24 protein-coding genes are annotated in these 23,419 nt (G+C 74.9%); 13 read left to right on the top strand and 11 right to left on the bottom strand.

Features of this window, described 5'->3' with window-relative positions:
• Positions 1–108 precede the first annotated feature (108 nt).
• Complete coding sequence (locus ACQ614_RS16520) at positions 109–888, bottom strand: TetR/AcrR family transcriptional regulator (RefSeq protein WP_363490328.1); 780 nt, start codon at positions 886–888, stop codon at positions 109–111.
• A 242-nt stretch (positions 889–1,130) separates the two neighbouring features.
• Between ACQ614_RS16520 and ACQ614_RS16515 the strand changes: the two genes are divergently transcribed.
• Positions 1,131–1,652 carry an N-acetyltransferase family protein gene (locus ACQ614_RS16515; RefSeq protein WP_431679327.1) on the top strand — a complete coding sequence of 174 codons (522 nt, stop codon included), beginning with the start codon at positions 1,131–1,133 and terminating at the stop codon, positions 1,650–1,652.
• Here ACQ614_RS16515 and ACQ614_RS16510 read toward each other — a convergent pair.
• Together ACQ614_RS16510 and ACQ614_RS16505 are read right to left on the bottom strand one after the other, a co-directional pair.
• Positions 1,640–2,119, bottom strand: a complete 480-nt coding sequence (locus ACQ614_RS16510; RefSeq protein ID WP_363490324.1) for a macro domain-containing protein — start codon at positions 2,117–2,119, stop codon at positions 1,640–1,642. The genes ACQ614_RS16515 and ACQ614_RS16510 overlap by 13 nt on opposite strands.
• A gap of 10 nt (positions 2,120–2,129) precedes the next feature.
• Positions 2,130–3,413, bottom strand: a complete 1,284-nt coding sequence (locus tag ACQ614_RS16505; protein WP_431679326.1) for an MFS transporter — start codon at positions 3,411–3,413, stop codon at positions 2,130–2,132.
• A gap of 132 nt (positions 3,414–3,545) precedes the next feature.
• Here ACQ614_RS16505 and ACQ614_RS16500 point away from each other — a divergent pair, with 132 nt between their 5' ends.
• Positions 3,546–4,511: a LysR family transcriptional regulator gene (locus tag ACQ614_RS16500; protein WP_431679325.1), complete on the top strand. Its 966-nt coding sequence runs from the start codon at positions 3,546–3,548 to the stop codon at positions 4,509–4,511.
• A 150-nt stretch (positions 4,512–4,661) separates the two neighbouring features.
• On the opposite strand, the gene ACQ614_RS16495 is transcribed toward ACQ614_RS16500, so the two are convergent.
• Together ACQ614_RS16495 and ACQ614_RS16490 are read right to left on the bottom strand one after the other, a co-directional pair.
• Positions 4,662–5,279: a YceI family protein gene (locus ACQ614_RS16495; RefSeq protein ID WP_431679324.1), complete on the bottom strand. Its 618-nt coding sequence runs from the start codon at positions 5,277–5,279 to the stop codon at positions 4,662–4,664.
• Positions 5,280–5,426: 147 nt separating this feature from the next.
• On the bottom strand, positions 5,427–5,951 hold the full coding sequence (locus ACQ614_RS16490; RefSeq protein WP_431679323.1) for a DinB family protein: 525 nt from the start codon (positions 5,949–5,951) through the stop codon (positions 5,427–5,429).
• A 145-nt stretch (positions 5,952–6,096) separates the two neighbouring features.
• Between ACQ614_RS16490 and ACQ614_RS16485 the strand changes: the two genes are divergently transcribed.
• From ACQ614_RS16485 to ACQ614_RS16470, 4 genes are all read left to right on the top strand, one after another.
• On the top strand, positions 6,097–9,210 hold the full coding sequence (locus ACQ614_RS16485; protein ID WP_431679322.1) for an SNF2-related protein: 3,114 nt from the start codon (positions 6,097–6,099) through the stop codon (positions 9,208–9,210).
• 5 nt (positions 9,211–9,215) lie between these two features.
• Positions 9,216–9,515: a hypothetical protein gene (locus tag ACQ614_RS16480; RefSeq protein ID WP_431679321.1), complete on the top strand. Its 300-nt coding sequence runs from the start codon at positions 9,216–9,218 to the stop codon at positions 9,513–9,515.
• An 82-nt stretch (positions 9,516–9,597) separates the two neighbouring features.
• Positions 9,598–10,155 (top strand): carboxymuconolactone decarboxylase family protein, encoded by a 558-nt coding sequence (locus ACQ614_RS16475; protein ID WP_431679320.1) that lies wholly within the window; start codon positions 9,598–9,600, stop codon positions 10,153–10,155.
• Positions 10,156–10,249: 94 nt separating this feature from the next.
• Positions 10,250–10,822 (top strand): DUF4291 domain-containing protein, encoded by a 573-nt coding sequence (locus ACQ614_RS16470; protein WP_431679319.1) that lies wholly within the window; start codon positions 10,250–10,252, stop codon positions 10,820–10,822.
• Positions 10,823–10,889: 67 nt separating this feature from the next.
• On the opposite strand, the gene ACQ614_RS16465 is transcribed toward ACQ614_RS16470, so the two are convergent.
• On the bottom strand, positions 10,890–11,423 hold the full coding sequence (locus ACQ614_RS16465) for a MarR family winged helix-turn-helix transcriptional regulator (protein WP_431679318.1): 534 nt from the start codon (positions 11,421–11,423) through the stop codon (positions 10,890–10,892).
• Between the two features lie 67 nt (positions 11,424–11,490).
• Here ACQ614_RS16465 and ACQ614_RS16460 point away from each other — a divergent pair, with 67 nt between their 5' ends.
• Positions 11,491–11,973, top strand: coding sequence for a MarR family winged helix-turn-helix transcriptional regulator (locus tag ACQ614_RS16460; RefSeq protein ID WP_431679317.1), 483 nt, complete (start codon positions 11,491–11,493; stop codon positions 11,971–11,973).
• A gap of 345 nt (positions 11,974–12,318) precedes the next feature.
• On the opposite strand, the gene ACQ614_RS16455 is transcribed toward ACQ614_RS16460, so the two are convergent.
• A complete protein-coding gene (locus ACQ614_RS16455) occupies positions 12,319–13,239 on the bottom strand; it encodes an RNA polymerase sigma-70 factor (RefSeq protein WP_431679316.1) in 921 nt (306 codons plus the stop codon).
• Entirely contained in the window at positions 13,236–14,441 is a 1,206-nt protein-coding gene (locus tag ACQ614_RS16450; protein ID WP_431679315.1) for an NAD(P)/FAD-dependent oxidoreductase, read from the bottom strand. Before ACQ614_RS16450 ends, ACQ614_RS16455 begins: the two co-directional genes overlap by 4 nt.
• A 182-nt stretch (positions 14,442–14,623) precedes the next feature.
• Between ACQ614_RS16450 and ACQ614_RS16445 the strand changes: the two genes are divergently transcribed.
• From ACQ614_RS16445 to ACQ614_RS16435, 3 genes are all read left to right on the top strand, one after another.
• The gene (locus tag ACQ614_RS16445) at positions 14,624–15,010 is read left to right on the top strand and encodes a helix-turn-helix domain-containing protein (protein WP_431679314.1); all 387 of its coding nucleotides are present in this window, start codon (positions 14,624–14,626) and stop codon (positions 15,008–15,010) included.
• Positions 15,011–15,092: 82 nt separating this feature from the next.
• Positions 15,093–15,659, top strand: coding sequence for a hypothetical protein (locus tag ACQ614_RS16440; RefSeq protein WP_431679313.1), 567 nt, complete (start codon positions 15,093–15,095; stop codon positions 15,657–15,659).
• Positions 15,660–15,855: 196 nt separating this feature from the next.
• On the top strand, positions 15,856–16,185 hold the full coding sequence (locus ACQ614_RS16435) for a DUF2516 family protein (RefSeq protein WP_431683944.1): 330 nt from the start codon (positions 15,856–15,858) through the stop codon (positions 16,183–16,185).
• Positions 16,186–16,310: 125 nt separating this feature from the next.
• Here ACQ614_RS16435 and ACQ614_RS16430 read toward each other — a convergent pair whose 3' ends face one another.
• Entirely contained in the window at positions 16,311–17,936 is a 1,626-nt protein-coding gene (locus ACQ614_RS16430; RefSeq protein WP_431679312.1) for a PP2C family protein-serine/threonine phosphatase, read from the bottom strand.
• A 214-nt stretch (positions 17,937–18,150) separates the two neighbouring features.
• Between ACQ614_RS16430 and ACQ614_RS16425 the strand changes: the two genes are divergently transcribed.
• Positions 18,151–18,699, top strand: a complete 549-nt coding sequence (locus ACQ614_RS16425) for an O-acetyl-ADP-ribose deacetylase (protein ID WP_431679311.1) — start codon at positions 18,151–18,153, stop codon at positions 18,697–18,699.
• 201 nt (positions 18,700–18,900) lie between these two features.
• Here ACQ614_RS16425 and ACQ614_RS16420 read toward each other — a convergent pair whose 3' ends face one another.
• A complete protein-coding gene (locus ACQ614_RS16420; protein WP_431679310.1) occupies positions 18,901–19,719 on the bottom strand; it encodes a class I SAM-dependent methyltransferase in 819 nt (272 codons plus the stop codon).
• Positions 19,720–20,070: 351 nt separating this feature from the next.
• On the opposite strand from ACQ614_RS16420, the gene mshA reads away from it, so the two are divergent.
• Both mshA and ACQ614_RS16410 read left to right on the top strand, forming a co-directional pair.
• The gene (mshA, locus tag ACQ614_RS16415) at positions 20,071–21,390 is read left to right on the top strand and encodes a D-inositol-3-phosphate glycosyltransferase (protein ID WP_431683943.1); all 1,320 of its coding nucleotides are present in this window, start codon (positions 20,071–20,073) and stop codon (positions 21,388–21,390) included.
• Positions 21,391–21,537: 147 nt separating this feature from the next.
• Positions 21,538–22,095, top strand: a complete 558-nt coding sequence (locus ACQ614_RS16410; RefSeq protein WP_431679309.1) for a YbjN domain-containing protein — start codon at positions 21,538–21,540, stop codon at positions 22,093–22,095.
• Here the strand turns inward: ACQ614_RS16410 and ACQ614_RS16405 are convergent.
• Positions 22,082–23,350: an MDR family MFS transporter gene (locus tag ACQ614_RS16405; protein WP_431679308.1), complete on the bottom strand. Its 1,269-nt coding sequence runs from the start codon at positions 23,348–23,350 to the stop codon at positions 22,082–22,084. The genes ACQ614_RS16410 and ACQ614_RS16405 overlap by 14 nt on opposite strands.
• Positions 23,351–23,419 lie beyond the last annotated feature (69 nt).

Here is a 23,419-nt window from a genome sequence, read left to right as displayed (position 1 = left end):
CTCGGGGCGGGGCGCTCCCGCGCTCGCCCTCCTTGCCCGCCGACGGGCAGGAGGGGCCCACCCTTTCGACGCCGGCGGGCCCTTCGGCTCGGGGCGGGACTGCCGCCGTCAGGTCGCGGTGCGGCCGATGGTCGGCAGGATGAAGTCCTGGATGAGGCCCTTGACGTCCCGCACCAGCGGGCGGAACACCCGGTATCGGGAGAGCACGACCACCTTGGCGACCATGGGGGTGGACCGGCGGACGAACTCGCGGGTCCGCTCCTGGTCAGGGGTGTGGTCGAAGACCCAGTACAGCACGATGATCATCAGGTGCAGCCAGAGCAGGTCTGGCAGCAGCTCGCGGAGCTCCGGGTCGAGCTTGGGCGCGATGTCGGAGCCGGTGAGGACGTCCCGGAAGAGGCCGACGGCGGTGGCCCTGGCCCGGTGCGACTCGTTGGCGAACGGGCTGAGCGAGCTGTTCGGGTCGGCGGCCGTGCGGAAGAACTGGGCGGCGAACTCGTGGTACGGCGCCGCACAGTCCAGCCAGGAGCCCAGCGCGATGTACAGACGGTCGGCGAACTCGGTGTGGCCGTGCAGCTTCTCGGTGGCGTCCCGTGCGTGCTCGACCGTCATGCCGTCGTAGAAACCCTGGATCAGGAATTCCTTCGACGCGAAGTAGTAGTAGGTGTTCCCGACCGAGATCCCGGCCTCGGCGGCGATGGCGCGCATGGTGGTCTTCTCGTAGCCGCGCTCCTGGAAGAGGCGCATCGCGGTCTCGAGGATCAGGGCGCGGGTCTGCTCGCTCTTGCCGGTCTTGGGGCGCGCCCGACCGCCGGGGAGCTCCGCCCCGAGGGCCTGGTCCTGGGCGCTGTCGTCCATGCCGCGGGTGCTGCCCTTCTGCTCGTCCACGGCCCTGAGCCTAGCCGGGCCCGGGCGGCCTCCCGTCCCTGCCGGTGCGGCCGAGGGCCGTGCGGGTCCGTACCGGATCTCCCCTCCGTACCCGGTACGGCCCGCGTTTGGTTTCGAACGCGTTCAAAACCTGTGGAGACTCTAGAGGGGGCGGTGGACATGTTCAAGTGGCGGACGGATCCCCGAGGCGGCCCGGCGGCCCGGCGGCCCGGCGGCCGGTGCGGCTGTGGCAGGCTCGGGCCATGACCGCAGAGATCACCGTCCGGGCCGGGGGCCCCGCCGACGCGGACGCCGTCGCGGCCCTGCACGCCGACAGCTGGCGGACGGCCTATCGGGGGCTCGTCCCGGACGAGGCGCTCGGTGACGGTCTGCCCGCCCAGCGGCGGGAGATCTGGTCCCTGCGGCTCATCGTCGACTACGGCAGCCCCGAGAACACCCCCGACCTGCTGCTCGCCGAAGACCCCGGCGGCGACCTGCTCGGCTTCGCCTACCTCGTGCCCGAGCCGGACGGCCGCGTCCTACTCGACAACCTGCACGTCCGTCCGGGCCGCACCGGGGGAGGCATCGGCAGCCTGCTGCTGCGCGCCGCACTCGAACGGGCCGCACCCGCCGAACTCCGCCTGGAGGTGCTGCGCGCCAACCACCGCGCCGTCGCCTTCTACGAGCGCGAGGGCGGCGTGCGCACCGCCGAGCTGACCGGGATCTTTCCCGGCGGCCACGAACTCGCCGAGTACGAGTACAGCTGGCCGCCTCACCGGTCGTAGACGGTGACCGCCACGCCGCGTTCGGACAGCCGGGCGCGGACCAGCGGCTCGACCCGCTCCCACTTCCCGCCGGCCAGCCCGCAGCCGATCCGCGGCATGTGCACCGACGCGCCCAGCCGCAGGGCGTGCCCGGCCAGCGCCGCCAGCCCGGTGTCGATCGCCTCGTAGCGCACCGGCACACCGGTGGAACGGCCCGTCCGGATGCCGCGCTGGCCGACGATGTTGGCCACCCACAGGTACGGGCCGACCTGCACCAGTTGCACCGCGCCGAGCCCGAAGTCGTTCTTCGCCCGCCCGCGGTGCCAGGCCCGGTACGCGGCCTCCGGCTCCGGCCAGCGCCGGGACAGCGCCAGTACGAAGCCCTTGCCCCAGCCGCCCAGGTCGTTGCAGACGTGCGCGATCACCTTGGTGCCCGCGCCCTGCGGCGCGCTCGCGTCCCCGCGTACGTACGTGATCTCCGCCCCCATGCGCGCGACGTTAGCGCGCGGCACCGACAGCGGGCTCGTCCATTTCGGCGGGCTCCCCGGCGGGGTGTCCTGCAGCGGCGGGTGCCGCGGCCGGCCCGCCGCGCAGCAGCCGGAGACCGGAGGCCGCGATCAGCAGGGCGGTGGCCGCGGCGGCGGCCGGCACCAGGTAGCCGGTGCCCGGGGCGGCCCGCTCGGCGACCGCCCCGCCGAGCGCCGAGCCGGCCGAGATGCCGACCAGGATCGCCGAGACCGCGGCCGCCATCCCCTCGTTCAACCGGCCCGCCGGCACCAGCTGCTGCACCAGCGTCATCCCGCTCACCATGGTCGGCGCGGTGCCCGAACCCGCCAGGAACAGCGCCGGAGCCAGCAGCACCGGCCCGGCGCCCGAGAGGCCCGCGGCCAGGGGGAGCAGCAGCAGTACGGCCATTGCGGCCACCCCGCCCACCAGTCGCGCGACAGGACTGCGCCGTACCGGCAGCAGCCCGAACGCGAGCCCCGAGACGCAGGACCCGGCCGCCACCAGCCCGAGCAGCAGCCCGCCGAGCGGACGCACGCCGTGGGCGTCCGTCCAGGCGATCGTGGTGACCTCCATCGAGCCGAACACCACCCCGGAGCACAGGAACACCGGCACCAGCACCCACAGCCCGGCCGGTACGGCCCTCCCCCGCCGGTCGGCGGGCCCGGTGGGGTCGGCGCGCGGCGACGGCGGCGGCTCGGTGCCGCGCTGCACGGCCAGCAGCAGCACCCCGGTCACGCAGAACAGGCCGGAGGCCAGCAGCCCGGCCTCCGGGAAGAGCGCACCGCAGAGCAGCACCGCCAGCACCGGGCCGGTCATGAAGCACAGCTCGTCCAGCGCCTGCTCCAGGGAGTTGGCGAGGTGCAGGCGCTCGTCGCCGCGCAGCAGGTGGGCCCACCGGGCCCGCACCATGCCGCCCAGGTTGGGCACCACCGAGGACGCGGCCCAGCAGAGGAACAGCGTCCAGTCCGGCGCGCCGAGGCGGACGCACAGCAGCAGGCCGGTGATCGGCACCCCGGCCGCGAGCACGGCCGGCACCGCGACCCTGGCCTGCCCGTACCGGTCCACCAGCCGTCCGAGCAGCGGCATCCCGATCGCCAGGGTGGCCAGGCCGGACGCGGTGACGGCACCGGCCAGCGCGTACGAGCCGCGCCGCTCGGAGATCATCACGACGACGGACACCCCGCCCATCGAGGCGGAGAGGCGGGCGAGCAGCCCGGCCAGGGTGAAGGCGAGCGCCCCGGGCAGGGCGAGCAGGCGTCGGTACGCGGCGAACACGGAACTCCCGGTGGAGGCTTTGGCGGTGGCACCAGCCTGGCCGCCCGCGCGGTGCGTGGTCCAACACCTGTTCGGCCGGATCGACGCACTCTCGTTGTCAATCGCCGCACCGGCGCCTACGCTGCCGGGACCATGCCCCAGGACCTGCACCCCCGCCTGCTGCGCGGCTTCGTCGCGACCGCCGAGACCCTGCACTTCGGCCGCGCCGCCGCCCAGCTGCACGTCGCCCAGCAGGCGCTCAGCCGCGATGTCCGCGCACTGGAGCAGCAGTTGGGCGAGGTGCTGTTCCACCGCACCACGCGCAGCGTGCAGCTCTCCCCGGCCGGGGAGGCGCTGCTGCCGCAGGTCCGCCGCCTGCTCGCACTGCACGACGAGATCGTCTCCTCGAGACGGACCAGGCCGCTGCTGGTCGATCTCGGCAACGAGGTGGACGGCAGCGACCTGACGCAGTACCGGCTGCTCGCCGCAGCCCGCGCCGCCCTGCCGGACGCGGAGCTGCTGGCCCGCTTCCACGGCGGACTCGCCGCCGCGGCGGACGAGTTGCTCACCCACCGGCTGGACGTGTCCTTCGGCCGGTGGGCCGGACTGCCTGCCCCCGTGCAGGCCCAGCTCGTCCAGGTGCCGGTCCGGTTGGAGCCCGTGGCGGTCTTCCTGCCGGAGGACCACCCGCTGGCCGGGCGCCCCGCCGTCCCGATGGCGGCCCTGGCCGGCCACCCCGTGGACGTCCTGGTCGGCAACCCGGCCACCACCGAGTGGGCCGGTCTGGGGCTCGCCCTCCTGCAGGCGCACGGCCTGCGGGCCGCGGACGGGCACGCCCCACCGGTCGGCGCCGCCGAACTCGCCCGCTACCTCGCCCGGCACCGCGAGCCCGTGCTCACCACCGTCGGCGGCCCCGACATCCCCGGCACCGTCACCCGGCCACTGGTCGACCCGGTGCCGCTCTGCCTGGTGAGCCTCGTCCACCGGCCCGGGCTGCGGCACCCCGGGCTCACCGCGCTGCTCGCCGCGGCCGCGCGGCTCGGCGGCCCCGAGGGCTGGCTGCGCCGGCCGCCGGGCAGCTGGCTGCCGGACGAGGACGCCGCCCTGCTGTCCCGGTGAGCCGGTGCGGCCGGGTCGCCGCCGGGAGCCGCGGGTCGGCGGTCCGCGGTGAGGGTGCCGGCGCGGACGGCGCAGGCCGTCCCGGACATGGCGGCGCCCCCGCCGCGGGTGCGGTGGGGGCGTGGCCGGGTGGAGCGAACCGTCGTGCCGTCAGGCGGCCTTGACGGCGGAGATGTCGAAGGTGAGCTTGACCTTCTCGCCGATCAGCACGCCGCCGGTCTCCAGTGCGGCGTTGTAGGTGAGGCCCCACTCGGTGCGGTCGACGGTGGTGCGGCCCTCGAAGCCGACCCGGGCGGCGCCGTACACGTCGGTGGCGTGGCCGGTGTAGTCGAGGTCGAGGACGACCGGCTTGGTGGTGTCCTTGATGGTGAGCTCGCCGGTCATCCGGTACGTGTCCTCGCCGATCCGCTCGGCGGAGGTGGAGCGGAAGCGGATCTCCGGGTACGTCTCGGCGGCGAAGAAGTCCCCGGTGCGCAGGTGCTCGTCGCGCTGGGCCTGGTTGGTGTCGACGCTCGCGACCTTGATCACCAGTTCGGCGGAGGAGTTGGACGGGTCGCTGCCGTCCAGGCTCAGCCTGCCGTCGTACTCGGTGAACTCGCCGCGGACATTGGTCACCATCGCGTGCCGGACGGCGAAGCCGATGCGGCTGTGGGACGGGTCGATGGCCCAGTCGCCGCTGAGGTGGTCCAGGTCCGGGCCGGCCGCGGGGGTGGCGACGGCGGTGGTGGTGGCAGTGGCGGTGTCGTTGCGGCGGCTGAAGATGCCCATGGCTCCTCCTCGATCGCGAAGCCATATTGTTTAGGCTTCAACTTGTTGGCTCCACCATAACCCCATCTGGTTCAAAGTTCAACCATCAATGCGGGGTGGTTCCCGGAATCCCTCCGGGAACCACCCCTCCGGCCGTGCCGGAGCCGCTCAGGCGCCGGCCCGGGCCACCAGCTCGAAGGCCGTCCGGCCGTCGATCGTCTCCCGGATGATGTCCGCGTGGCCGGCGTGCCGGCCCTGCTCCTGGATCAGGTGCAGCAGCACCCAGCGCGCGGTGCGCCGGCTGTTCGGCGGGAACCACGGCGCCTGCGGCAGCGGGAAGTCCACCTCCAGGCTCGGCAGCGAACGGACGATCTCCTCGGTCTCCGCCGCCACCCGCTCGAACTCCTTCAGCCAGTACTCCACCGTCTCGCCCTCGCCCAGGCGGTACTCCTCCGCCCAGTCCTTCGGGCCGTCCTCGGCCCGTCCCATCAGCTGCTCGACGATCCAGTACCGCTCGGTGCGCGCCGCGTGCCGCAGCAGCACCGCCAGCGAAAGGCTGCTCACCGTCGGCGTGGCGGCCGCCTGCTCCTCGGTCAGCCCGAGCACCGCGCGGCGCAGCCCGCCGCGCTGTGCGTCCAGGAAGGACAGCAGGGCGTCGCGCTCGTCGGTCTCCGCGTTCACCAGCGTCGGCATCTCGGCCACCTCTCGTCGTCCCGCTGCCGGGATCTCCGGCTTCGGTACGACCGACGCTATCGAGCCTTGCGGACAACTCCTGTCCTCGACTGCGCTGTCGGCGGCCCCGGTTAAGGTGAACCGTCCGCCCACGGAAGGTGCCCCGATGGACGCGCTGCACGCGCTCTGGCAGGACGGCGGCCGGCTCGCCCTCTGGGCCGAGAGCGCCGCCGCGTACCTCGACCGGCACACCGGCCCCGTCCGGGCCGCCGGGGCTGCCCGGGGCGCCGCGCCCGCCACCCACCCGTTCGCCCTGCCGGCCGCCGGCACCGCCCGGCTGCTCGCCGGACTCGGCCCCGGCCCCGGCTGGCTCGCCGACCGGGCCGCCGAACGCTGGACCACCCTGCATCTGCCCTCGCTCGGCGCCGCCCCCGCCCCCTCCCCCCAACTGCCGGTCGGCACCCGGTCGCAGGGCACCGCACCCACTCCCTGGCGGGTCCCCGTCCTCGTCCTCTCCGGCCCGCACACCGCCCAGTTCCTCGGCGCGCTCTTCGACCCGCACCGGGCGAGCGCGCACTGCCAGCCCGACGACGGCCCGCCCACCGAACTCGCCTACGGAGCCTCGCTGCGCTGGCTCACCGCCGTCCACGACCTCGCCTGGCGGATGGTCGGCCGCGGCCGCGTCCTGCCCGCGCTGCGCGACCAGGACGGCACCCCGTACGCCTGCTGGCGGCCCGCACCCGACGGAGAGGACCGCGCCGAGGCCGCCGCCCTCGCCCGCGGCTGCCCCCGGGTCGTCCTCGCCGCCGACCCGGGGGCAGCCGCAGGCGGCCGCCGCGCCGACACCCTGCTCGCCGACGTCCTCGACACCCTCACCGACCTGGAGGCCAGGGCCGCCCTCGCCGACCTGCCGCCCCCGCCCGGCGGAGACCCCTGGCTGACCGCCCTGCGCGCCCCCGACGGCCGCCTCGACACCGCCCCCGACACCCTCCGCCCCCTCGCCGCAGGACTCGCCGCCTGGCACGCCAAGGCACCGGCCGACCCCGCCGTCCGCCTCGTCCTGCGCCTCGCCGAACCGCTCGGCCCCGCCGACGACGACCCCGACGGCCGCCCCGATGACGACGACTGGCGCCTCGACCTGCTGCTCCAGGCCGCCGACCGGCCGTCGCTGCTCGTCCCCGCCGCCGAGCTGTGGACGGAAGGCCCCGGCCACGCCGCACTCGCCCGCACCACCCGCCGCCCCGAGGCCGCCCTCGCCGCCGAGATCGACCGCGCCGCCCTGCTCTACCCGGCACTGCGCGGCACCGCCCGGGAGATCCGGCCGACCGGCCTCGTCCTCGACCGGGCCGGCGCCCTCGCCTTCCTGCAGGACGCCGCACCCGCCCTCGCCGACGCCGGATTCGGCATCCACCTGCCCAGCTGGTGGCAGCGCCGGCCCGGACTCGGCCTCACCCTCACCGCCCGCACCGGCACCCCCGGCGCCGTCGAACAGCCCGCCCGGATCGACCGCGACGACCTCGTCGCCTTCCGCTGGCAGGCCGCCCTCGGCGACACCGCCCTCACCGAGAACGAACTCGCCGAACTCGCCGCCGCCCAGCAAGGGCTCGTCCGGCTGCGCGGCCGCTGGACGGAGGTCGACCCCGCCCAGATCCGCGCCGCCCACGCCTTCCTCACCCGGCATGCCACCGGCACCATGGACCGCGCCGACCTGCTCCGCCTCGCCCTCGACGACACCGTGAGCATCGCCGGGCTCCCCGTCACCGCCGTGCACGCCGACGGCCCGATCGGCGACCTGCTGGCCGGCCGGGCCGGCACCCGCCCCGCCGACGCCGCCGACACCGACCCGCCCGGATTCCACGGCGACCTCCGCCCCTACCAGCGGCGCGGCACCGCCTGGCTGCACGCCCTCGGCCGGCTCGGCCTCGGCGCCGTCCTCGCCGACGACATGGGCCTCGGCAAGACCGTGCAGACCCTCGCCCTGCTCGCCCGCGAACACGCCGAGGGCGCCACCGGCCCCGTCCTGCTGGTCTGCCCGACCTCCGTGGTCGGCACCTGGCAGAAGGAGGCCGCCCGCTTCACCCCCGGGCTGCGGGTGCACGTCCACCACGGCGCCGAACGCGGCGCCGCCCGCGCCGCCGCGGCCCGCGCCGACCTCGTCGTCACCACCTACGACACCGTCCGGCGCGACGCCGCCGACCTGCGCACCGTGCGCTGGCGGCGGATCGTCGCCGACGAGGCGCAGGCCGTCAAGAACCGCGCCGCCGACCGCTCCCGCGCCCTGCGCGCGCTGCCCTCCGGGCCGCGCATCGCCCTCACCGGCACCCCCGTGGAGAACCGGCTCGCCGAACTCCACGCCGTCCTCGACTTCACCAACCCCGGCCTCTTCGGCACCGCCGAGTCCTTCCGCGAACGCTTCGCCGTCCCCGTCGAGCAGAACGCCAACCCCGCCGCCGCCGAACGGCTGCGCCGCCTCGCCGGGCCGTTCCTGCTGCGCCGGGTCAAGAGCGACCCGGCGATCGCCCTCGACCTGCCCGCCAAGCAGGAGTTCACCGTGCCCTGCGCCCTCACCGCCGAACAGGCCGGGCTCTACCGGGCCGTGGTGGCCGACCTGCTGCAGCGCGTCGAGGGCGCCCGCGGCGTCGAGCGCAAGGGCGCGGTGCTGTCCGCGCTCGGCCGGCTCAAGCAGGTCTGCAACCACCCGGCCCAACTCGTCCACGACCGCGGAGAACTGGCCGGCCGCTCCGGCAAGATCGACCGCCTCGAGGAGATCCTCGCCGCGGCCCTGGCGGGCGGCGACCGCACCCTCGTCTTCAGCCAGTACACGGGCTTCACCGCCCGGCTCCGCCCGTACCTCGCCGAACGGCTCGGCACCGATGTCCTCCACCTGCATGGCGCGGTGCCCCGGACGGAACGCGAGCGGCTCGTCGAGCGCTTCCAACAGTCCGACGGGCCGGGGGTGTTCCTGCTCTCGCTGCGGGCCGGCGGCACCGGGCTCACCCTCACCGCCGCCAACCAGGTCGTCCACCTCGACCGCTGGTGGAACCCGGCCGTCGAGGACCAGGCCACCGACCGCGCCCACCGGATCGGCCAGCGCCGGGGCGTCCAGGTGCGCCGGCTGGTGTGCACCGGCACCGTCGAGGAGCGGATCGGCGAGCTGATCGAGGCCAAGCGCACCCTGGCCGGTACCGTCGTCGGCGAGGGCGAGCAGTGGCTCACCGAACTCTCCACCGACGCCCTGCGCGACCTGCTGACCCTCTCCGCCGACGTGACCGGAGGCTGACGCCGATGACCGCCGAACGCAGCTCCGCCGAGCACTCCACCGAACGCAGCTCCGCCGAGCACTCCACCGAACCCGGTTCCGCCGAGCGCGCCGGCGAGACCCCCGCCGGGCTGCTGCCGCCGAGCGCCGCCGAGCGCGACCGCGCCTTCTGGGCAGGTGAGTTCACCCTCCGCTCCGACGACACCCCCGACCGCCCGCCGGCCCCCGCACTCGACCCGCTCGGCCCGTCCGGCACCACCGTCCGCGGCCGCGACCTCGCCGAGCTGCTCGCCCCCGCGTACCGGAGGTTCACCGGCCGCGGCTGAACCCGCCGGCAGCGCATGTCACGTTTCCGGTGCCTGCGCCGTCCACCCTCCGAAGTCCGCAACGACCCCGGAGGAACCGGTCATGGCCCGCATCGCGCTCACCCCGCCCCGCACCCTGCTCAACCGCATCGGCGCCTGGTACTCCCGGCGGACGTACGGCAAGGTCCTCGAACCGGGCCTCGCCCTCGGCCACAACGGCCGGGTGCTGCTCTCCTACGTCCGCATGGAACGCGGCGTCGCCCGCTGGAACGCCCTCGACCCCGGCCTCAAGCACCTCGCCGTGATGGCCACCGCCGCCAGGATCAACTGCTCCTGGTGCATGGACTTCGGCCACTGGGAGGCCGACGGGCTCGGCCTCCCGCTCGACAAGATCGCCCTGGTGCCGCAGTGGCGCGAGCACACCGAGGAGTTCACCGAGCTCGAACTCCAGGTGATGGAGTACGCCGAGGCCATGACCGAGACCGAGCCCACCGTCCCCGACGAGCTCGCGGCCTCCCTGATCGCCCGCCTCGGCGAGGCCGCCTTCGTCGAACTCACGGCGATGGTCTCGCTGGAGAACTTCCGCTCCCGCATCAACAGCGCCTTCGGACTGACCAGCCAGGGCTTCTCCGAGGCCTGCGCCGTCCCGGCCCGCGGCTGACCGGCCGCACCGATCCGACTGGACGTCATGTCGGCCCGGGGCGGCGGCGGAAAACCCGCTGCGCGGCCGGCCGGGCGGCTGGCAGGGTGGCCGGATGACCGAGCTGCGCCAGATCCGGGCCGACTACGACGACCGCACCATCGTGGTGTACCAGGCGTACGCACCGGCGATCGCCGGCCCGGCAGTGGCGGCCGGCCGCTTCGTGGACCCCTTCTCGCGCGGCCGGATGACCTGGATCAAGCCGTCCTTCCGCTGGCTGATGCACCGCAGCAACTGGGCCCGCAAGCCCGGCCAGGAGCGGGTGCTGGCCGTCCGGATCACCCGCGAGGGCTGGGAGCGGGCGCTCGCCGAGTCCGTCCTCACCACGGGCGACCCGGCCGCCCTGGCCGGTGCCGCCGTGCACGTCCAGTGGGACCCGGAGCGCTCCGCCGCCGGCGCCGCCCTCAACCACTACAGCATCCAGGTCGGCGTGGGCCGGACCCTGATCGGTGCCTTCGTGGACGACTGGACGGTCTCCGTCACCGACCTGACCCCGCAGGTGCACCGGATCGCCGGGCTGATCCGGGCCGGACGGAACGCGCAGGCCGTCCGGATGCTCCCCGCCGAGCGCCCCTACCCGCTGGCGCCCGAACTCGCCCGCCGCCTGGGGGCCATCGCCAGGCGCTGACGGGCGACTGCGCGGCCGGGGTGTGTGGCCGACGCGTGTGCGCGGCCGACGCGTGTGCTGCGGCGGCTCAGGGCTTCGGGCGGTCGGCGGGGCCGGTGACCGCGCCGAAGTCGGCCACGAAGCGGGTCAGCAGGCGGGCGAAGGCGGCGCGGTCGGCGTCGCTCCAGTCGACGGTGGCCTCGGCCACCACGAGGCGGCGGAAGGCGTGCACCCCGTCCAGGACGGCCCGGCCGTCCGCGGTGAGCCGCAGCAGCGAGCGGCGGCCGTCCGCCTGGTCCGCCTCGCGGCGCAGCAGCCCGGCCGCCAGCGCCTGGGAGGCCAGGCGGCTGGCCCGCGGCTGGTCCACGCCCAGGGCGGCGGCCGCCTCGGTGACCGTCGGGGCGCCGGACTCCTCCACGGCGTCCAGCAGGAGCACCACCGCGTCGGAGGGCGGGCCGGTCGGCCCGGCAGCGTCCGGTGCCTGCGGGGCAGCGCGCCGTTCGGCCAGCCGGGCGAGCGCCCGCCGGGACCGGCTGCGGCGGATCGCCACCAGTGCGCGGGCGATGTCGGCGACGTCCGGGGCCGCCGCCGGTGCCTCGTCGGGTTCGTGGTTGCGATCCATCGCCGTCCAGGTTCATAGTGGGAGACAACTGCATGTAACTTTACATGGATCTGGGGGAATCGCCGACATGCCCGGAACCGCCGAGACGACCGCCGACCCGACCGACCGCCCCATCGGGTACTGGCTGAAGCACCTGCACAACCTGCTCGAGGCCCGCTTCGAGGAGGCCCTGGCCGACCTCGGTGTCCGCCGCCGCCAGTGGCAGGCCCTCAACACCCTCGCCGCCGGCCCGTGCACACCTGCCGACCTCGCCCTGGCCCTCGCGCCGTTCCGGCCCGACGCCGCGGCCGGTGTCGACGACCTGCTGCACGGCCCCGACGGACTGCTGCCGCGCGGCTGGGCCGAGCCCGCCGGTGCGGGCACGGTCGCCCTCACCGCCGACGGCCGCGGCCTGCACGGCGAGGTCCACGGCAGGGCCGCCCGACTGCGCGCCGCAAGCCTCACCGGCCTGACCCCCGAGCAGTACGCCGAGACCGTACGGGTGCTCGCAGTGATGGCCGCCAACCTCGATGGCCCCGACGCGGCGGACGCACGACCCGCCGAGGGCTGAACCCGACGGAACCATCGCCCGCGAAGGCTCCCCGGCACGGGTGCAGGCACCCTTCCGCCCCCCTGGTCGAGGAAGCCCACGCCCGCATCGGTACAGCCTTCGGGCCCGACCGCCTGCACAGCGCCTATCTCTACGGGAGCATCCCCCGCGGCCGACCTGGCGGTGCTCGGTCTCCTGGTCGACGACCTCGCCCCGTGGCTGGCCACCGAGTACACCGCCGTCCACGGCCGGAAGGCGCCGCGGCCCTGACGGTCGTGCCCGGTGCGTCCGTCCGTTGCGCTGTGGATGCCCCGGCGTTGTGGAGTGCCCCGGCGCCGAGGGTTGCCCCGGGCGCTGCGGACGGGCTCAGTGCGTACCGATGTCGTGGACGGTGCCCCCGGCGACGGCCCGGAGCTTGTCCGGGTTGGCCACGTTGTGGATGGCGGTGATCCGCCCGTCGGCGCCGAAGTCGAGAGTGACCGTGGCCATGACCCGGTCCGGGCCGCTGAACAGGACACCCGGCCCGCCGTTGAGTTCGACGAGCTCGGCGCGCATGTCGCCCGGCGCGACGCCCTGGTAGCTGACCGTGCCGATCGCGGCGAACCAGGCGGCCACCGTGGAGGCGCCCACCACGGGGCGCATCGCCTGGCGGACCTTGCCGCCGCCGTCCGTCCACAGCGTGACGTCGGGGGACAGCAACTCCATCAGGGCGTTGACGTCGCCGCCGGTCGCGGCGGCGAAGAACCTCTCGGTGGCCTCGCGCTGCTGCGAGCGGACCGCGGTGAAGCGCGGCCGGCGCGCCCGGACGTGCTCGCGCGCCCGGTGCGCGGCCTGCCGGACCGCGGGCTCGGACCGCTCCACCGCCTCCGCGATCTCGGCATGGCTGAAGCCGAAGACCTCCTTCAGCACGAACACCGCACGTTCCAGCGGGCTGAGCGTCTCCAGCACCACCAGCATGGCCATCGACACCGAGTCGGCGTTCGCGACCTGATCCGCCGTGTCGCCGGTGGTGAGGATCGGTTCCGGAAGCCACGGCCCGACATAGGTCTCGCGCTTGTACTGGGTGGAACGCAGCCGTTCCACCGCCAGGTTCGACACGATCCGCGCCAGGTATGCCTTCGGGTCGGCCACCTGCGAGCGGTCGGCGGCCGACCACTTGAGCCAGGCGTCCTGAACCGCGTCCTCCGCGTCGGCCGCGGTGCCGAGAATCCGGTAGGCCACCGAGAACAGGAGATTGCGGTGCAGGTCGAACACCTGCTGGTCGGCCTCGTCGAACACGCCGGTCACTGCGCCTCCCCCCGCCGGGTGAAGCGGCCGCCGCGGGGCCAGAACGCCGCCGAGGCGGGCATCTTTCGCATGCGGCCGTACGTCGGCCAGGGTGAAGCAGTCACGGCCTCTTTGTACCGGGCCGCGAGACGACCCGTCAGGTGGATTCGCCGCGGGCTGTCGTCGGGGCGGGTGAACTGCACCACGGCGTCGTGCCGGCCCAGGCTGACCGGCGTGTGGTAGTAGCCGAACCGGAACGGCTTCGGCTGCCTGCCGTCCAGCGCACGGACGATCTGCACCGCGGCGTGCACACCGGTGGGCATGCCGCTCTGGCAGGTGCCGTGCATCACGCCGTACCGCTGGCGGACGGCGGCGGCGTCGCCCACCGCGTACACCTCGGGGTGGGACACCGAACGCAGGGCGGCGTCGGTGACGACCCGGCCGCGTCCGTCGACCTCCAGCCCGGCTGCGGCTGCCAGCGGTGACACCCGCGTCCCGCTGGTCCACAGCACCGCATCCGCGGCGACCGTCTCGCCGTCGGCCAGCTCGACCCCGCCGGGCAGCACCTTCACCACCTCGACCCCGCTGCGGACCCGGACGCCCAGGCGCTCCAGCGCGGTCCGCAGATAGGCCCTGGCCTTGGGGTTCATGGCCGCACCCGGTTCGGTCCGGCCCAGCAGGACGACGTCCAGTCCGGGGTACTGCTCGGCGATCTCCGCGGCCGACTCGATGCCGGTCAGCCCGCTGCCGCCGACCACCACCGTGCCGTCGCCGAGCCCTGCCAGCCGGTCGGCCAGCAGTCCGGCGTGTCGGGCGCTGTCCAGGGTGTACGCATGTTCCTCGACCCCGGGGACCGCCTCCGTATCGGCCACACTGCCCAGCCCGTACACCAGCGTGTCGTAGGGCAGCACCCGGTCGTCGTCGATCCGCACGGTCCGCGCGTCCGCGTCCACGGCCGTCACCCAGCCGTGCACGAACCGGGCTCCCGTGCCCTCCAGCAGTCCGGGGATGCTCAGCTCGGCGACCTGCTGTCCGGTGGCCGTCATGTGCAGCCGCAGCCGCTCGGTGAACCGCTCCTGCGCATTCACCACGGTGACCTGCACGTCTCCTCGCCGCCCGGTCCGCGCGGCGAGCTGGACCGCCGCGGCCATGCCCGCATACCCCGCCCCCAGGACCAGAACGCGGTGGGCGCCTGCCGTGCCTGCCGTGTGCTGTGTGCTCACTGCTCCGCCCTTCTCCGTCTTCCTCCGTGTCGTGCCGGCGACCACGGGACGGAAGCTGCGGCTTCGTTCGTGACATGCGGTTGATGTGACGCCCGTCACTTTCGACGGGGTGGATCGACGGCGCGATTGCAGGAGTTAGCAGCCTGCTTGCAATTGCAAGCACGGCTGTGCATGCTGGTGGCATGGCCTCACTGAACGTCGGCTCGCTCGGCGAGTACATCCGCGAGCAGCGGCGGAACGCCCAGTACTCGCTGCGGCAGCTGGCCGAGGCCGCCGGGGTTTCCAACCCGTACCTCAGCCAGATCGAGCGCGGGCTGCGCAAGCCGAGCGCGGAGATCCTGCAGCAGATCGCCAAGGCGCTGCGGATCTCCGCCGAGACGCTCTACGTGCAGGCCGGAATTCTCGAGGAGCGGCAGGAGGAGGGCCCGGGGCTGCGGGCCGCGATCCTCGCCGACCCGCTGATCAACGAACGGCAGAAGCAGGCCCTGCTCTCCGTCTACGACGCCTTCCTCAAGGAGAACCGCGAGAGCACCGCCGCTCCCGACGGGGCTCCTGCCGCAGCAGACTGACGCACCGTCGGGGCGCCGCCGAACTGCGGGCGCCGACCGCACGGGACCACCGCACGCACCGAAACTCCCGGGAGGACCGGCCATGCCGATCACCGAAGACCTCAAGAAGACCCTCAGCGACCCGACCCCGCTCTACGCCCTCGCCGGCGCCGGCGACCTCGCCTACGAGAAGCTGCGCGAAGTGCCCGGCCGGGTCGAGGCGCTCGCCGCCGACCGCAAGGGCACCCAGGAGAAGGCCGCTGCCCGGCTGCAGGAGGCGCAGGCCCTGATCGTCGAGGCCCAGGGCAAGGTCAGCGAGGCGGTCACCGCGCTGCCGACCGACCTGAAGGACCTCAAGGAGCTCCAGGAGAAGGCGCAGACCTTCGCCCTGCAGCAGGTCGGCCGCGCCGCCGAGTTCGCGGTGAAGGCCAAGGAGGCCTACGACGAGCTGGCCGTGCGCGGCAAGGCCGTCGTCGACAAGAACCGCGGCGGTGCCGGTGACATCGAGCCCGCCGGCGAGGTGGTGGCCGAGGCCGAGGTGACCGAGGTGGCCCTCGACGCCGAGCCCGCGCAGGACGAGGCCGCCGAGCCGGCCGCCGACGCGGCGGCGGAACAGCCGGCCCCCACCGCCAAGAAGAGCACCCGGGCCCGCAAGAGCTCCGGCAAGTAAGGGCAAGTAAGACCGCCCCCCAATTGCCGGTCGGTCCGAGGCGGTCCGCGGCTGACGGGGCGGCCGGAGCCGCCGTGCCGTCGGCCGTACCGGGCACGCCCGGGCGGTTCGGATCGTTGTCCCCGTCGCGGGCCGCCCGCCGTGCCACCATGGGCGGAGGAGCCGAGGCCGCAGTGAGGAGTCCGCAGTGTTCCACATCCTGCTCTTCGACGTGCTCAACCCCTTCTGGTGGTTGGCCGTCGCGATCATCGGCTTCAAGCTGTTCGCCTTCGTCGACGCAGCCGTGCGCCGTGAGGACGCCTACCGGGCCGCGGACAAGAAGACCAAGGGGTTCTGGCTGATCGTGCTCGGCCTGGCGCTCGGGCTGGACCTGCTGTTCGGCGCCAATGTGCTGGGCAACTTCCTTACCCTGATCGGCCTGGTCGCCGCGATCGTCTACGTGGTGGACGTGCGCCCCGCGATCAAGCAGCTCACGGACGGCCGCGGCGGTGGCCGACGGAACATCGGCCCGTACGGGCCCTGGTGACCGAACGGCCCCCGGCCGGGCCGGCAGTACGCCGAGAGGGCGGCACCCCTGCACAGGGGTGCCGCCCTCTCGGCGTACCGGTCGGTCGGCGGTGAACCGGTCGGGCCGCTCGGCCGCCGGCGTGCTCAGCCCATCAGCACGGGCGCCGGATTGCGCTCCAGTAGCAGGACGGCGACGTCGTCGGTCAGGGCGCCGCCGTTCAGCTCCTCCACCTCGGCGAGTGCGCTGTCGACCAGCCTGCCCCGGGACTGCCCGGCGGCCTGGTGGTCGGCGATCAGCTCGATCAGGCCGTCCTGGCCGAGGCGCCGGGAGCCGGCGCCGACCCGGCCCTCGACCAGGCCGTCGGTGTAGAGCAGCAGGCTCCAGCCGGGGTGCAGCTCCAGCTCCTGGGCGGGCCAGGCCGCCAGGCCGTCGTCGCACGGCAGCAGGCCGAGAGCCGGGCCCGCCTGGTCGGCGGGCAGCAGCCGCGGCGGGCCTTCGGGGCCGAGCAGCAGCGGCGCCGGGTGGCCGGCCAGGAACAGCCTGGCGCGCTCCGCCCGGGGCGCCGCGGCCCCGTCGGCCGGGGCAGGCCCGGCCTCGCCGAGGCCGCCCGGGTCGGCGTGGTCGCCCGGTACGAGGACGAGCATGCACAGGGTGGCGAAGATCTCGTCGCTGCGGCGCTCGTGCTCCAGCACGTGCTGCAGGGTGGTGAGCAGCTCCTGGCCGGTGAGCCCGGCGAAGACCAGAGTCCGCCACGCTATCCGCAGGGCGACGCCGAGGGCGGCCTCGTCCGGGCCGTGCCCGCAGACGTCGCCGATGACGACGTGCACGGTGCCGTCGTCGGTGCGGACGGCGTCGTAGAAGTCGCCGCCGAGCAGGGCCCGGCGGCGGCCCGGGCGGTAGCGGCGGGTGAAGGCGAGCCCGGCGCCGTCGAGCAGCGGGGTGGGCAGCAGGTGCCGCTGGAGGCGGGCGTTCTCCTGCCCGCGCAGCTCGGCCTCGACGAGGCGGCGGTGCGACTCGTCGGCGCGCTTGCGCTCCACCGCGTAGCGCAGGGCGCGGGCCAGCAGCGGGCCGTCCGTCTCGCGCTTGACCAGGAAGTCCTGGGCGCCGGCGGCCACGGCCGCGGCGCCGAGCTCGGCCCCGGCGGCGTCGGTGAGGACGATCAGGGCGACGTGCGGGGCGCGGCGGCGCAGCTCGCGGAGCCCGTCCAGGCCGTCGGACGGGAAGAGTTCGTCGGAGGGGTGCCCGGAGTGCCGGCCGTGCGCCGGGGCGGCGAGGTCGAGCAGCACGCAGTTGAAGTCGACCGGGCGGCTTCGGCCGCGGCGGGCCGCCATGGGCAGCGGGGCGAGCAGCTCGGCCGCCTGCTCGATGCCGTCGGCGCGGTGCAGCTCGACCTGGGCGCCACTGTCGGCGACCAGGGTCTCGATCAGCCCGATGTCCCCGGTGTCGCCGTCCGCGATCACCAGCAGCCGGTAGGGCGCCTCGCCGGAGGGCAGCCCGGCGGCGGGGGAGGTGCTCCGCGGATGCGGTATCGGCGCCGGCTCGCGGGGGCCCTCGGGCTGCGCGGATGCGGCGGAGTCGGCGCGGGTGCCCGCGGTGTCCCTCGCGGTGTCCTTGGCCCGCTGGGCGACCGGGCGGCCGGTGGCGGCGCGGCTGCCTGCGGCGGCGGACGCACTGCTGCCAGTGCCTGCGCGGTGCGCGGTGTCGGCGGCATCGGCGGTACCGAACCTGCCTGCGGCAGCGGATGCCCGCCCGTCTCCCGTTGCGGGCATTGGTCGATCCTTCCTTTCCCCGACTGCCCAACGGCTGACGTCCGTGTGCAGTGCCCGCCTGGCACTGCGGGTCGGGGAGCTTCTCGCGACCATAACGTGATCTCCGGAGATTTCTCTGACTGGCGGCCGCCGCTGTGGTTTTTGCCACGCTGTCGGCGGCGTGCGCGGCTACCGTGATGGCCGTGCGTGCGGGGCTGATGGGAGGTCGTTGGCGGTGACGCAGATCACGCTTGTTCAGGGTGACATCACGGATCAGCAGGTGGACGTGGTGGTGAACGCCGCCAACTCGTCGCTGCTGGGCGGCGGCGGGGTGGACGGCGCGATCCACCGCAGGGGCGGTCCGGAGATCCTTGAGGACTGCCGTCGGTTGCGTGCCTCGCACTACGGCAAGGGCCTTCCGACCGGCCGGGCCGTCGCGACGACCGCCGGGCGGTTGCCGGCCCGGTGGGTGGTGCACACCGTGGGGCCGGTCTTTCTGGCGGAGGACCGGGAGGAACGTGCTGGGCTGCTGGCCTCCTGCTATCGGGAGTCGCTCGCGGTGGCGGCGGAACTGGGTGCTCGTTCGGTGGCGTTCCCGGCGATCTCGGCCGGGATCTTCGGGTGGCCGCTGGAGGACGCCGCCCGGATTGCCCTGACGACCGTGTCGGGCGAGCTGGCGGCGGGGCGGGCCGGTGAGGTGGCGGAGGTGCGGTTCGTGCTCTTCGGTGCCGATGTGTACGGGGTGTTCGAACAGGTGTGGCGCGCGCTGGAGTCGGAGGGCTGAGGCCGCCGGGCCCACGGGCCTTCGGCGTGCGGTGCGGGGTGCGTGCCCGGTGTGCGGTTGGCGTGCAGAGGAGCTGACGGGGCCTCACGTGACGGACGGCAGCTCGTGCGATGTCCCCATGGTGGCGTGACGGGACGTCAACACGCCAGAGGAATTCGATAACTCGTTCGAGTGAATCCGCCTGGCCGTACAGAGGAGCCGCTACGGAGCCAGTGCGGCCCACTCCACGGTGGCCTCCCCGTGCCGCCACCTGCGGGTGTCGACCAGCGGCCAGCTCTGCGACAGCGCCGAGCAGGCGGCCACCCAGCGCTGCCGGGCCCCGAACGCCGCGTACGGCGCGGCCGCCGCCCACGCCCGGTCGAAGTCGGTGAGGAAGCGGTGCACCGGCCGCCCCGGCACGTTGTGGTGGATCAGTGCCTTCGGCAGCCGTTCCGCCAGGTCGGACGGGGTCTGCAGGTCGGCGAGGCGGGCGGCGAAGGTGACCGTGCGGGGGCCCTCGGGGCCGAGCGCGACCCAGACGTGCCGGCGGCCGATCTCGTCGCAGGTGCCCTCGACCAGCAGGCCGTCCGGCGCGAGGCGCCCGCAGAGGCGCTCCCAGACGGCGCCGACCGCCTCCTCCTCGTACTGCCGCAGCACGTTGGCGGCCCGGATGAGCTGGGCCGAGGCGCCGTCCAGCGGCACCTCGAAGCCGCCGCGTCGGAAGGTGAGCAGCGGCGGGTCCGCGTACGGGAGGGCGGCCGCCACCCGGGCGGGTTCGATCTCGATGCCGACGACCCGGATGTCCGGGCGGCCGGCGCGCAGCCGGGCGGCCAGTTCGACGGCCGTCCACGGGGCGGCGCCGTACCCGAGGTCCACGGCGATCGGGGGCCGGTCGGCGGCGCGGAGCGTCCGGGCGAGCGCGTGGGTGATCCAGCGGTCCATCCGCCGCAGCCGGTTGGTGTTGGTCGTGCCCCGGGTCACCGTCCCGACCGGGCGGGTCGAGCGCGGCCCGCGGGCGGGGGAGGGGTCGAAGACGGCCATGCCCGCAGCGTACGCGGGGGCGGGTCGCCCGGCGCCCGCCCGTCCGCCGGCGGGCGCCGCGGTCCGCAGGTCGGGACGTGCGGCGGGACGGGAATACCGGCCGGCGGCCCGCTGGTTGGCACACTGGACGTCTGTCCGCCCGGAACGATCGGTTCCGGGCGGCTGTGCGTCGGACGCGGGCCGCCGCGGCCGGATTCCCGGCCGCAACCGTCCCGCGCCCCCGCCCGCACGACCGGATGCACCATCGACCGGGGAGCACGAGGAGGCTTCAGCCAGGTGACGCAGCACCCCGTACGCACGGCCCGTCGAGAGCGGCTCGCACAGGCGGCAGGGATCGCCCAGGCCGCCGGAATCGCCCAGGCGGCCCGCCGAGGCCGGCTGCAGGCGCTGGTCGGCGGCCGTCCGCGGCGCCCGCGCCGGGTCGCGATGCTGAGCGTGCACACCTCGCCGCTGCACCAGCCGGGCACCGGCGACGCCGGCGGCATGAACGTCTACATCGTGGAGCTGGCCAAGCGCCTCGCCGACCTGAACATCGAGGTCGAGGTGTTCACCCGGGCGATCAGCTCCGACGACGCGCCGACCGTCGAGCTCGCCCCCGGCGTGCTGGTCCGCCACGTCACCGCCGGCCCCTACGAGGGGCTGGTCAAGGAGGACCTCCCGGCCCAGCTCTGCGCCTTCACCCACGGCGTGCTGCGCACCGAGGCGGGCCACCGCCCCGGCCACTACGACCTGGTGCACTCGCACTACTGGCTGTCCGGCCACGTCGGCTGGCTGGCCGCCGAGCGCTGGGGTGTGCCGCTGGTGCACACCATGCACACCATGGCGAAGGTCAAGAACGCGGCGCTCGCCGAGGGCGACACCCCCGAGCCGGCTGCCCGCGTGATCGGCGAGACCCAGGTGGTGGAGGCGGCCGACCGGCTGATCGCCAACACCGCCGAGGAGGCCGCCGAGCTCTCCCAGTACTACGACGCCCGCGGCGACCAGCTCGCGGTCGTCCACCCCGGCGTGAACCTCGACGTCTTCCGGCCCGGCAGCCGCGCCGCGGCGCGGGCCGCCCTCGGCCTGCCGCAGGACGCCGCCGTGCTGCTCTTCGCCGGCCGAATACAGCCGCTGAAGGCACCGGACGTGCTGCTCAGGGCGGTCGCGGTGCTGCTGGCCCGGCGGCCGGAGCTGCGCGAGCAACTGGTCGTCCCGGTGGTCGGCGGCCCCTCCGGCACCGGCCTGGCCAAGCCGGAGAGCCTGCACAAGCTGGCCGCCCAGCTCGGCATCTCGGACGTCGTTCGCTTCCACCCGCCGGTCGGCCAGGCCGCCCTCGCCGAGTGGTACCGCGCCGCGACCGCGCTGGTCATGCCCTCGTACAGCGAGTCCTTCGGCCTGGTGGCGCTGGAGGCGCAGGCCTGCGGCACCCCGGTCGTCGCCGCCGCGGTCGGCGGACTGCCCGTCGCCGTCCGGGACGGCGTCACCGGCACCCTGGTGCACGGCCACGACCCGGCCGACTGGGCGCACGCCCTGGAGCCGTACGCCACCCGCCCCGAGCTGGTGCGGGAGCGCGGCGAGGCCGCGGCCCGCCACGCCTCGGGCTTCGGCTGGGACGCGGCGGCCCGCGCCACCGCCGAGGTGTACGCCCAGGCGATGGGGCGACGGGGCGGGCTGCGGCTCGCCCAGGCGTAGGGGCGCGGCTCCCGGGGGCGCGCCCTCGGAGGCGCACGGGTGCCCGCCGAGGGCGCATCCCCGGGCCCGGTGCGGTGGCGTTCCTCACGTGCCGGGTCCGGCCGCGGCTGCTGCGCGCCCGCCGTACCGCCGAGTAGCGTCACCCCCATGGCAATCCGTACCAAGGACGAGGCGCTGACCCTGCTGCGCACCGCGCTCGACGAGGCCGGGGTGGGCTGGGAGCCGGCCGTCACCGACCCGTACACGCTGGTCGCCACGCTGCCCGGCACCCGCAAGCTCTCCACCACCTGCGCGCTGCGGGTCGGCGACCACACGCTGTCGGTCAACGCCTTCGTGATCCGCCGCCCGGACGAGAACCACGAGGGCGTCTACCGCTGGCTGCTGGAGCGCAACACCCGGCTGTACGGGGTCGCGTACGCGATCGACCGGCTCGGCGACGTCTACCTCGCCGGACGGCTGCCGCTGGAGGCGCTCACCCCGGACGCCGTCGACCGGCTGCTCGGCACCGTGCTGGAGAACGCCGACGAGCCGTTCAACACCCTGCTCGAACTGGGCTTCGCCACCGCCATCCGCCGCGAGTGGGAGTGGCGTACCAAGCGCGGCGAGTCCACCGGCAACCTGGCGGCGTTCGCGCACCTCGCCGGGCCGGCCCCGGACGCGGCACCGGAGCCCGAGCCCGAGGCCGGTACGGCTACGACCGGCTGAGCTCGGCCGCCTCTGCGATCCGGCCCTCCGGCACGGCCACCGGTGCGGGCCGCCGCCCCAGCATCAGGAAGGCGCCGGCCGCGACCGTCCCGAAGACCGCGCAGGCACCCCACACCGCCCGGCCGCCGGCGTGCTCCAGCAGGTAGCCGCCGGCCGCCGGGCCGACGAACGAGGCCAGCGACCAGGAGAGCGAGTACACGCCCTGGTAGCGGCCGCGGGCGCGAGCCGGCGACAGCTCCGCGACCAGGCCCATCATGGTCGGCGCCGCCATGATCTCGCCGATCGTCCAGACGGCCACGGTGAAGGCGTAGAAGCCGGCCGACCCGCCCGCCAGCGCGGTCAGGCCGAAGCCCCAGCCGGTGAGCAGGGCGCTCGCCACCAGCAGGCCGGTCCGGCTGCGGCCCTGCATGGCGCGGGTCAGCGGCAGCTGCAGGACCACGATGAGCACGCCGTTCAGGCCGATCACCAGGCCGTACTGGGCCGCCGAGATGCCCGCCAGCCCCATGTCCACCGCCAGCGTGGTGCTGCCCTGCTGGGCGACCACCGCCAGCAGCAGGTTCACCGCGACCAGCGCCATGAAGCGGCCGTCGCGGAACACCGTGCCGAGGCCGGTCCGCGGCTCCGCGGCGGACGCACCGGCCGGTGCCTCCGGCCGCTCCGGGCGCGACTCGGGGATGCGGACGAAGACCACGACCGCGCAGGCCAGCGTGGAGGCCGCGTCCAGCAGGAAGAGTGCGAGGTAGCCGTGCGCGGCGATCAGGCCGGCGACCGCCGCCGAGACGCCGAAGCCGATGTTGATCGCCCAGTAGTTCAGCGAGTACGCCCGCACCCGGTGCTCGGCCGGGACGATGTCCGCGATGATCGCCGAGACGGCGGGCCGCGAGGCGTTGCTCGCCAGGCCCACCAGGAAGGCCGTCACCGCGATCGCCACCCGGCCCTCGCAGAAGCCCAGCACCGCCGTGGACACCGCGGTGCCCAGCTGCGCGGCCAGCAGGGTCGGGCGCCGGCCCCAGCGGTCGGCGAGCACGCCGCCCGCCACCGCGGCGATCGCCGAACCCAGGCCGAACAGCGAGGCCACCAGACCCGCGTACGCGGGGGAGAACCCCCGGTCGCCGGTCAGATAGAGCGCCAGGAAGGTCACCACGAAGCCGCCGAGGCGGTTCACCAGGGTCGACGTCCAGAGCCACCAGAACGGGCGGGGCAGCCCGCCCACCGCCTCCGAGACGGTGCTGCGCAGACGGACGGCGGCGGACATCGGCGGCTCCCGGGCAGGGCTGACCGGCGCACGGAGGCAGGCAGGACGGGCCGGCCGACCGTGGCGGTA

Source organism: Kitasatospora dryopteridis (assembly GCF_050749075.1).
In the GTDB taxonomy this organism is placed as follows: domain Bacteria; phylum Actinomycetota; class Actinomycetes; order Streptomycetales; family Streptomycetaceae; genus Kitasatospora.
The sequence above is the reverse complement of the archived record's forward strand: the minus strand, read 5'-3'. Positions and strand labels throughout refer to the sequence as shown.